7 protein-coding genes are annotated in these 7,212 nt (G+C 39.3%); 2 read left to right on the forward strand and 5 right to left on the reverse strand.

Translation table 11 applies throughout. The annotated features are described in order from the left end of the window. Positions 1-241: 241 nt before the first annotated feature. Positions 242-1,645 carry an alpha-amylase family glycosyl hydrolase gene (locus ACYTR8_RS09665; protein ID WP_479642083.1) on the reverse strand — a complete coding sequence of 468 codons (1,404 nt, stop codon included), beginning with the start codon at positions 1,643-1,645 and terminating at the stop codon, positions 242-244. Between the two features lie 386 nt (positions 1,646-2,031). Here ACYTR8_RS09665 and ACYTR8_RS09670 point away from each other — a divergent pair, with 386 nt between their 5' ends. Further along, positions 2,032-2,877 carry a mechanosensitive ion channel family protein gene (locus tag ACYTR8_RS09670; RefSeq protein ID WP_003061406.1) on the forward strand — a complete coding sequence of 282 codons (846 nt, stop codon included), beginning with the start codon at positions 2,032-2,034 and terminating at the stop codon, positions 2,875-2,877. Positions 2,878-2,939: 62 nt separating this feature from the next. Here ACYTR8_RS09670 and ACYTR8_RS09675 read toward each other — a convergent pair whose 3' ends face one another. The 4 genes from ACYTR8_RS09675 to truA are packed head-to-tail and all read right to left on the reverse strand — an operon-like array spanning position 2,940 to position 5,480. Continuing rightward, positions 2,940-3,503 carry a TIGR01440 family protein gene (locus tag ACYTR8_RS09675; protein ID WP_479642082.1) on the reverse strand — a complete coding sequence of 188 codons (564 nt, stop codon included), beginning with the start codon at positions 3,501-3,503 and terminating at the stop codon, positions 2,940-2,942. Between the two features lie 10 nt (positions 3,504-3,513). Beyond that, positions 3,514-3,987, reverse strand: coding sequence for an ECF transporter S component (locus tag ACYTR8_RS09680; protein WP_111715102.1), 474 nt, complete (start codon positions 3,985-3,987; stop codon positions 3,514-3,516). Continuing rightward, positions 3,974-4,741, reverse strand: a complete 768-nt coding sequence (locus ACYTR8_RS09685) for a bifunctional hydroxymethylpyrimidine kinase/phosphomethylpyrimidine kinase (RefSeq protein WP_479640711.1) — start codon at positions 4,739-4,741, stop codon at positions 3,974-3,976. The genes ACYTR8_RS09680 and ACYTR8_RS09685 overlap by 14 nt, the downstream gene beginning before the upstream one ends. Continuing rightward, entirely contained in the window at positions 4,731-5,480 is a 750-nt protein-coding gene (gene truA, locus ACYTR8_RS09690; protein ID WP_269759968.1) for a tRNA pseudouridine(38-40) synthase TruA, read from the reverse strand. Before truA ends, ACYTR8_RS09685 begins: the two co-directional genes overlap by 11 nt. 145 nt (positions 5,481-5,625) lie before the next feature. Here truA and ACYTR8_RS09695 point away from each other — a divergent pair, with 145 nt between their 5' ends. Next, complete coding sequence (locus ACYTR8_RS09695; RefSeq protein WP_269759967.1) at positions 5,626-6,975, forward strand: aspartate kinase; 1,350 nt, start codon at positions 5,626-5,628, stop codon at positions 6,973-6,975. Positions 6,976-7,212: the final 237 nt, after the last annotated feature.

A 7,212-nucleotide genomic window follows, 5' to 3' on the forward strand; every position in this document is an offset into this window, starting at 1 on the left:
ATCATCAATAGCAATAATAAAATCAATCATCGTAGTCACCTCATCTATAGTGTACTACTTTGATTGATTTTGTCATTATGAATCTAGTTTTCTGAAAACAAAAGTTTCTTCATGCGTTTGGCGTGAAAACGAACCCGCCTCTTTCATCACAGGATAACACCTCATGTTAACATCGTAACCCTTTTTAAAAAGCCTTATCCTGAGATAAGACTTTTTAATGTGATTGAAACAATGAGTGATTTTATTGCGTAATAGGATATAAAACCGCAACTATTCTAGGTGCCATTTTACCACTTATCTGCTTATTAGACACTTCAAAAATATGACCTGTGATAATGTCTTTGTATTGACCATCCGCTAACGTTGTTTCGGAATGAATTCCCTTTTCTTCGCTGGTTAAATTAGTTATAACAGCTCCTTTACCACCACGTTCAATCATCACAAGTCCTTGGTCCATATTAGGATTTCGGATGTATTCAGATTGACCATTCATAGCATTGCGGAATTTATTGATCGTAACAATCGTTGGATCTTTAAAGAGATCGCTTCCAGCATCACCAATTTTAGTTGTTCCTGGGAAGCGTCCATGTTGACCACCTCCACCCACCGGCCGTGAGAAGAAGAGGGGTGCACCTTCATTTCTAGCTGCAACAATTCCCCAGCCTAACTTAATATCTTCATCACTTAATTTTGTTGACTCTTCCTCTTTGTTAGCGTAAGTATCATGCGATTCTACCCAGGTAACCAATTTATCGTCTGGTACATTTCCCATTTGGAAGTTAATAAGATGATCGTTCTCAACATATCTTCTTTTTAAAACTTCTCGAATAAATTTACCGTAATTTGAAGCTGTTACACTCATGATTTGCCCATAACCAGCCTCATTAGAAGCGCCATCTTGCAAGACCTCACCATATTGGAATTTAGCGCCACTGTTAGCTAAGATATTAGTCCAAAAATCACTATTAAACTCTCCCGGCAGTTCAATATGCTTCGCTGCGTCAAACCTAAAACCATCTGCCCCATCTGCTACAGCTTGTTTTAAATAATTAAGAAGGTATTCTTGGACAGCTTTATTCTGCGTATTTAAATCATAAAGGCCCAATAAAGCATGTTGAGTCAATTGAAAACGATCATTATAGTTTTCAATTCCTTGATTTCCATGAGTCCAATCTGGAATGGCTTTAATTTTTTCACTCACAGCATTGATATCTGTAGTTGTATGATTTAAAACCGCATCCACAATAATATTAATACCATATTTATCAGCTTCTGCTGCCATGGCTTTAAACTCATCTTCGGTTCCCAACTGATAATTGCCAATTGTGTAATCAGTGGGTTGGTAATGAAAATACCAATTCTTCAAATCTTTGCTACCGTTATCCCCAGGTATCACTGCGTTAATCGGTGACGTTTGGATACTTGTATAGCCAGCATCCTTGATAGCTTTCATGTTTTGTTTTATGGTGTTAAAGGACCAACACCATGCATGAAGGATAGCGCCATCTTTCATGGCAATTTGGTTTGATTCAGCGCTGACAACCTGCGTTGATATTAATGGAACTAGACTAGTATTAGATAAACCAAAGATTAACCCTGCTATTGATAATTTAGTAAACAGTCCTTTTGTCTTTTGTGCTACCATTGAGTATCTCCGTTCTATTTACGCAAGCGCTTCCATAAGCACTTAAAAAAATTTGAGCAATTAACTGCGTCTGTTTGCAAACAAGAATAGGTCCTATGAGAAAAGTATAACACAGTTTTTTTTAAAAGCACAATTTTTTGTTATAAATGACATTATTTTTTAATGGCTTTCTAGTTAATTATTTCAAGAAGTGAGAGCAACAAGGTTCCTCACGCGCGCAACTTTTCAAAATCATATGGTGTACCTTTTGTTAGTCAGTTTCCATTAATCCAGAGCAACTGATTCGATTTTCAAGAATTAAAAAGCTATTTTCTAGTAGAGTGATCACTTATTGCTTTTCAATGTTGCCTTATTTTTGGTAAACTATCTAGAAGAAAGGATGACCCATGACAGTTATATTCCGTTACTTAGAGCAATTTCATATTGAGGACATTAGCCTAGCTATTTTTTCAAAACTAGTTTCTCTTGTCCTCCTGCTAGTCTTTTTTGCTATTCTCAAACGCGTCAGTAACTACCTTTTTGAGAAGACTATCGCTAAATCATTTTCCTATTCTAGACAAAGTGAGGCGCGACAAAAAACCTTATCCAAGTTAACTCACAACATCTTAAATTATGTGTTGTATTTCCTTCTCATTTACTGGCTCCTCAGCCTGTTTGGCATTCCCGTTTCAAGCCTCCTCGCTGGGGCTGGAATCGCTGGGGTGGCCATAGGTCTTGGAGCTCAGGGGTTCTTGTCTGATGTTGTAAATGGTTTTTTTATCCTCTTTGAAAATCAATTTGAGGTTGGAGATTATGTCGCCATTTCCGGTATCGAAGGGACGATTTCTGGTGTTGGTATCCGAACCACTCAAGTTCGAGGATTTGACGGCACTCTACATTATATTCCTAATCGTAGCATCACTGTTGTGAGCAATAAATCGCGTGGTAACATGCGAGCTTTAATAGAAATTCCACTCTACTCCACCGTTGATTTGAGTCAGGTGACTAAAATCATTGAAGCGGTGAACGAGAGAGAATTACCCAATTACCCTCAAATTGTCGGCAAACCTAATATCCTAGGGCCCCAAACAAATCCTAACGGGCAATTCACGTTTCGCGTGACTATTTTCACAGACAATGGGCAGCAATTTATGATTTACCACACTTTCTACCGATTGTATCAAGAAGCCCTAATCAAAGAAGGGATTTCTTTACCAACCGCTATTAGCTATCCTACCGCTCCGCAATCATAACATCAGTTGCTAAAAACCCATTTCTCCAAGAAAGAGTTATGCTCCACTTAGAGAAATGGGTTTTAGTGTTTCCGAATGAGATCTTGATAATAATCAGCCCTCGCTCCTCCAATTAATTTAGGACGGCTGGCTAAGGCCGTTACGTGAGCAGCGCCTAGTTCACGTTGACAAGGAATTAAAGGGACTTGAACTCGCTTAACATGCATCCCAATCGAGGTATCCCCGATGTCTAACCCAGCATCGGCAACAATAGTTTCCACCTCTACAGGATCCGACATGTAACGAAAGGCTGCCACTTGTCCACTACCGCCAGCGTGGAGGTTTGGAATCACATTAACAATTTCTAACTGTTTCTCTTCAGCTACTTGGCTTTCTACCACTAAAGCACGATTGACATGTTCACAACCTTGAACTGCCAAATGAATACCACGCTTATGTAACTCTTCTAAAACTGACTTAACGACCACTTGACCTACTTCTAGGCTAGATTGCTGGCCAATCCGCCCCCCAATGATTTCACTTGAAGAGAGACCTAGCACAAACACCTGTCCTGGTTTAATCGCAGAGCGCTCAATGATATCACTAACAATCGCTCTAGTTTGTTCTTCTAAATCCTGTAGATTCATCCCATTCTCCCTACTTATTTTTCTGAAAAGCGATCATCGCTCTAAAAATAAGGTAGCCTACCAAAAGTCCAAAAGTATTTTGCATCACATTTCCCAAAATGCCAGCTAAAGAACCTGCTAAGCCATAACCTAACATCAAAGATCCAAGAAAATACCAGACAACCATAATTACAGACCCTAAAAGGATACCTAACCAACGTTTATAACCTGTCCAACCAGCAAAATAGCCTTGAGCACCATGCGCAATCAAGCTATGAATCATCCACTGAGGATATCCTGCTATTAAATCAATGAGAAAGCCTGACAACCCGCCAACAATAGCTCCTTGAGTAGCTCCCAAATAAAAGCTAGTAAAATAAATACCAGCATCCAAAAGAGTTAAAAATCCTGTCGGTGTCGGAACCATCACAAATCGCCCTAATACAATCGTTAAAGCTGTCAATACCGCCAATAAACTCATTTGTCTTGTTTTACTTTTTTGCATCACCTTGTTTCACTCCGTATTTATCTGATTTTAAAATAGCTTGATAGACAAACTCTTTTGAAGCCTGCACAGCCTCTAGTGCTGTTCGCCCCTCAACTAGTTGACTCGCAATACTTGAGGCGAATGTACAACCCGCACCAACATTATTTTGTTCAAGCACAGGATTATCCAATATCTCAAAGGATTGACCATCATAAAAAAGATCAATTGCCTTCTCTTGGCTAAAACGATTCCCCCCTTTGATGACCACGTGCTTTGCTCCCAATTGATAAAGATCCTTAGCGACCTCTTTCATATCCTCCAATGAGTTAATGGTTTTTTGAGATAATAGCTGAGCTTCTAATAAATTTGGCGTTATGATAGTCACGTAAGGGAAAAACGACACTAGTTCTTCACGTAAAGTAGCCACCTCTACATCATGGGTTTCTTTACAGACAAGTACAGGATCTAAGACCACTGGAATATTGGGGTGAGACTTGATAAAATCTAATGCCAGCTGACAAATAGCTGCATTAGGTAATAGCCCGATTTTTATCGCAGCAAAAGGGACATCCTTTAGACTATTCAACTGATAGCGAAATTGGTCAGTAGACGTCGGAAAAACGTCAAATCCCTTGTCAGTCATAGCTGTCAAACAAGTTACTGCCACAAAACCATGTAAATCGTGCCGGGTATAAGTTGCCAAATCGGCATATAAGCCACCCCCACTAAAAATATCATTCCCAGACATAGCTAAAACGTAATTAGTCTTCATAGCGAATCTCCTTTAAATAAAGTCCATTACCAGCTGGCGTTGGTCCTGCTAATTGACGATTTTTTGAATCTAAAATCACTTTAATCTGTTCGACTGGCATACGACCATTCCCAATTTTCAATAAAGTTCCTACCATATTCCTTACTTGTTTATACAGAAAACCATTGCCAGAAAACGTAAAGACTAAAAAACCCGTTTTATCATCTTGAACTAAGGTTGCTTCTGTAATTGTTCTAACTTTATTTTCGACAGATGTCCCCGCTGCTGTAAAACCTGTGAAATCATGCGTTCCCACCAAATCCTTAATGGCCTCTTGTATCTTATTTATGTCGAGAGGATATGGATAGTGCGTTGCATAATGACGCATCATGGGATTCTTAGGCCGACCATTATCTACTAAGAATTCATAGGTTTTTGAATGCTTTTGATAACGGCAGTGAAAGTCGTCTGCAACTATCGCTAAATCCACTACATCAATATCATCTGGCGTTTGCGTGTCCAAGGCAAAACGTAATTTCTCCAAATCCCGTTTTTGAGGTAAATCAAAATGAATCACCTGACCATAAGCATGAACACCAGCATCTGTGCGCCCTGCTCCGTGAATAGGAACTGGTTGGCCACTGGCTAACTTCTGGAGAGTCTTTTCAATTTCTTCTTGTACGGTACGCGCATGGCTTTGTCTTTGAAAACCTGAAAAAAGAGTTCCATCATAGGAAATCGTTGCTTTATATCTTGTCATGTTACTATTCTATCATTTCTTAAAAACAAGAGAAACCATTTTTAGTTATACTGTCCCCATACAGTTTAGTTTTCAAAAGTTACTGACAAACCTCCTCTTTTCTGTTATAATTTTTCTAATATTCAAACATTATGGAGATTCTCTTATGAAAGTCGTCAAATTTGGAGGCAGTTCCCTAGCTTCAGCCCAACAACTCAAAAAAGTCTTAGCTATTGTCAAAGAAGATAAAAACCGAAAAGTGGTTGTTGTCTCAGCTCCTGGAAAACGTACTCCTGATGACACCAAAGTAACAGATGCTTTGATTGCCTACTATAAGGCATACAAGTCTGGAAAAGATTTTCAAGAGCCACTTAATTGGATTAGTCAACGCTATCAAACCATCTGCCAAGACCTCGGGATAGACAATCAAGTCGGTACTGATATTACACAGTCACTAGAGGCGCTGGCAAAACTTCCTATTAATCATAATCCTTTTTTATATGATACATTCCTTGCTGCTGGAGAAGATAACAATGCTAAACTGATTGCAGCGTATTTTCAAGCTAGTGGCTTAACCGCTACCTATCTCCACCCAAAAGATGTCGGTCTTTTTGTTAGTCAGGAACCTCAAAACGCAAGGGTTTTACCTGTCAGCTATGATCACATCGAAAAGCTTAACCAATTAGAGGGGATTTTAGTCATTCCGGGATTTTTTGGAGTCACTCAAGACGGGCAAATCTGCACATTCTCCCGGGGAGGTTCTGATATCACAGGATCTCTTATCGCAGCAGGGATGGCAGCTGAATTGTACGAAAATTTCACTGATGTTGACGGTATATTTGCTGCTCATCCCGGGATTGTTCATAACCCTCATTCTATTAAAGAACTCACATATAGAGAAATGCGAGAACTAGCTTATGCAGGTTTCTCAGTTTTACATGACGAAGCCTTATTACCAGCCTATAGAGCGAAAATTCCCATTGTCATCAAAAATACTAATAATCCTTCTCATCCTGGGACCAAAATTGTATTGAAACATGAAACTGATACTCCTTCGGTCGTTGTGGGTATCTCTGCTGATGATCAATTTGTCAGCATTAACATGTCAAAATATTTGATGAACAGAGAAGTAGGGTTTGGACGTCAAGTTCTCCAAATCTTAGAAGACCTTAATATCCGTTGGGAACATATGCCTACCGGAATTGATGACCTTTCAATCGTCATTCGTCAAAGAGAGCTAACGCCTATTAAAGAAGATGAAATTCTTCACCGACTTATCCATGAATTGGAAGTAGACCATGCAAGTATTACCAAAAACCTATCCATTATCATGATCGTAGGTGAAAATATGAAGAGCCATATTGGGGTAACAGCTACCGCAACAAAGGCACTATCTGATAGTCACATCAACCTAGCTATGATTTCTCAAGGATCAAGCGAAGTTTCTGTCATGTTTGTTATCGACAGTCAAGACGAACACAAAGCTATTAAAGCACTGTACAATACCTTTTTCTAAGCAGAAGACTATTTCGCTATCCCCCACTAAATTCAAATCAGGTGAGGGATTTTAAGTTCTCGAAAAGGCATCAAAGAGTGAACTATTACTAAAAAGTATTTAGCATTTTCTTTGTGGCCCCCTTCCTCTCTTACTCATTTCTCTAAAAGTTTGAGACTATCACCCCCACTCAACTTCCAGAGAAAAAGGCCAGAGGCGTCCCCTCTAGCCACAACCAATCTCTCCAAAACCTCACCC

This window comes from Streptococcus sp. F2 (assembly GCF_056500955.1).

Coding starts and splice junctions, on each gene's coding strand:
- ACYTR8_RS09665 (WP_479642083.1), bottom strand. CDS start 1,645: ATGGTAGCACAAAAGACAAAAGGACTGTTTACTAAATTATCAATAGCA.
- ACYTR8_RS09670 (WP_003061406.1), top strand. CDS start 2,032: ATGACAGTTATATTCCGTTACTTAGAGCAATTTCATATTGAGGACATT.
- ACYTR8_RS09675 (WP_479642082.1), bottom strand. CDS start 3,503: ATGAATCTACAGGATTTAGAAGAACAAACTAGAGCGATTGTTAGTGAT.
- ACYTR8_RS09680 (WP_111715102.1), bottom strand. CDS start 3,987: ATGCAAAAAAGTAAAACAAGACAAATGAGTTTATTGGCGGTATTGACA.
- ACYTR8_RS09685 (WP_479640711.1), bottom strand. CDS start 4,741: ATGAAGACTAATTACGTTTTAGCTATGTCTGGGAATGATATTTTTAGT.
- truA (WP_269759968.1), bottom strand. CDS start 5,480: ATGACAAGATATAAAGCAACGATTTCCTATGATGGAACTCTTTTTTCA.
- ACYTR8_RS09695 (WP_269759967.1), top strand. CDS start 5,626: ATGAAAGTCGTCAAATTTGGAGGCAGTTCCCTAGCTTCAGCCCAACAA.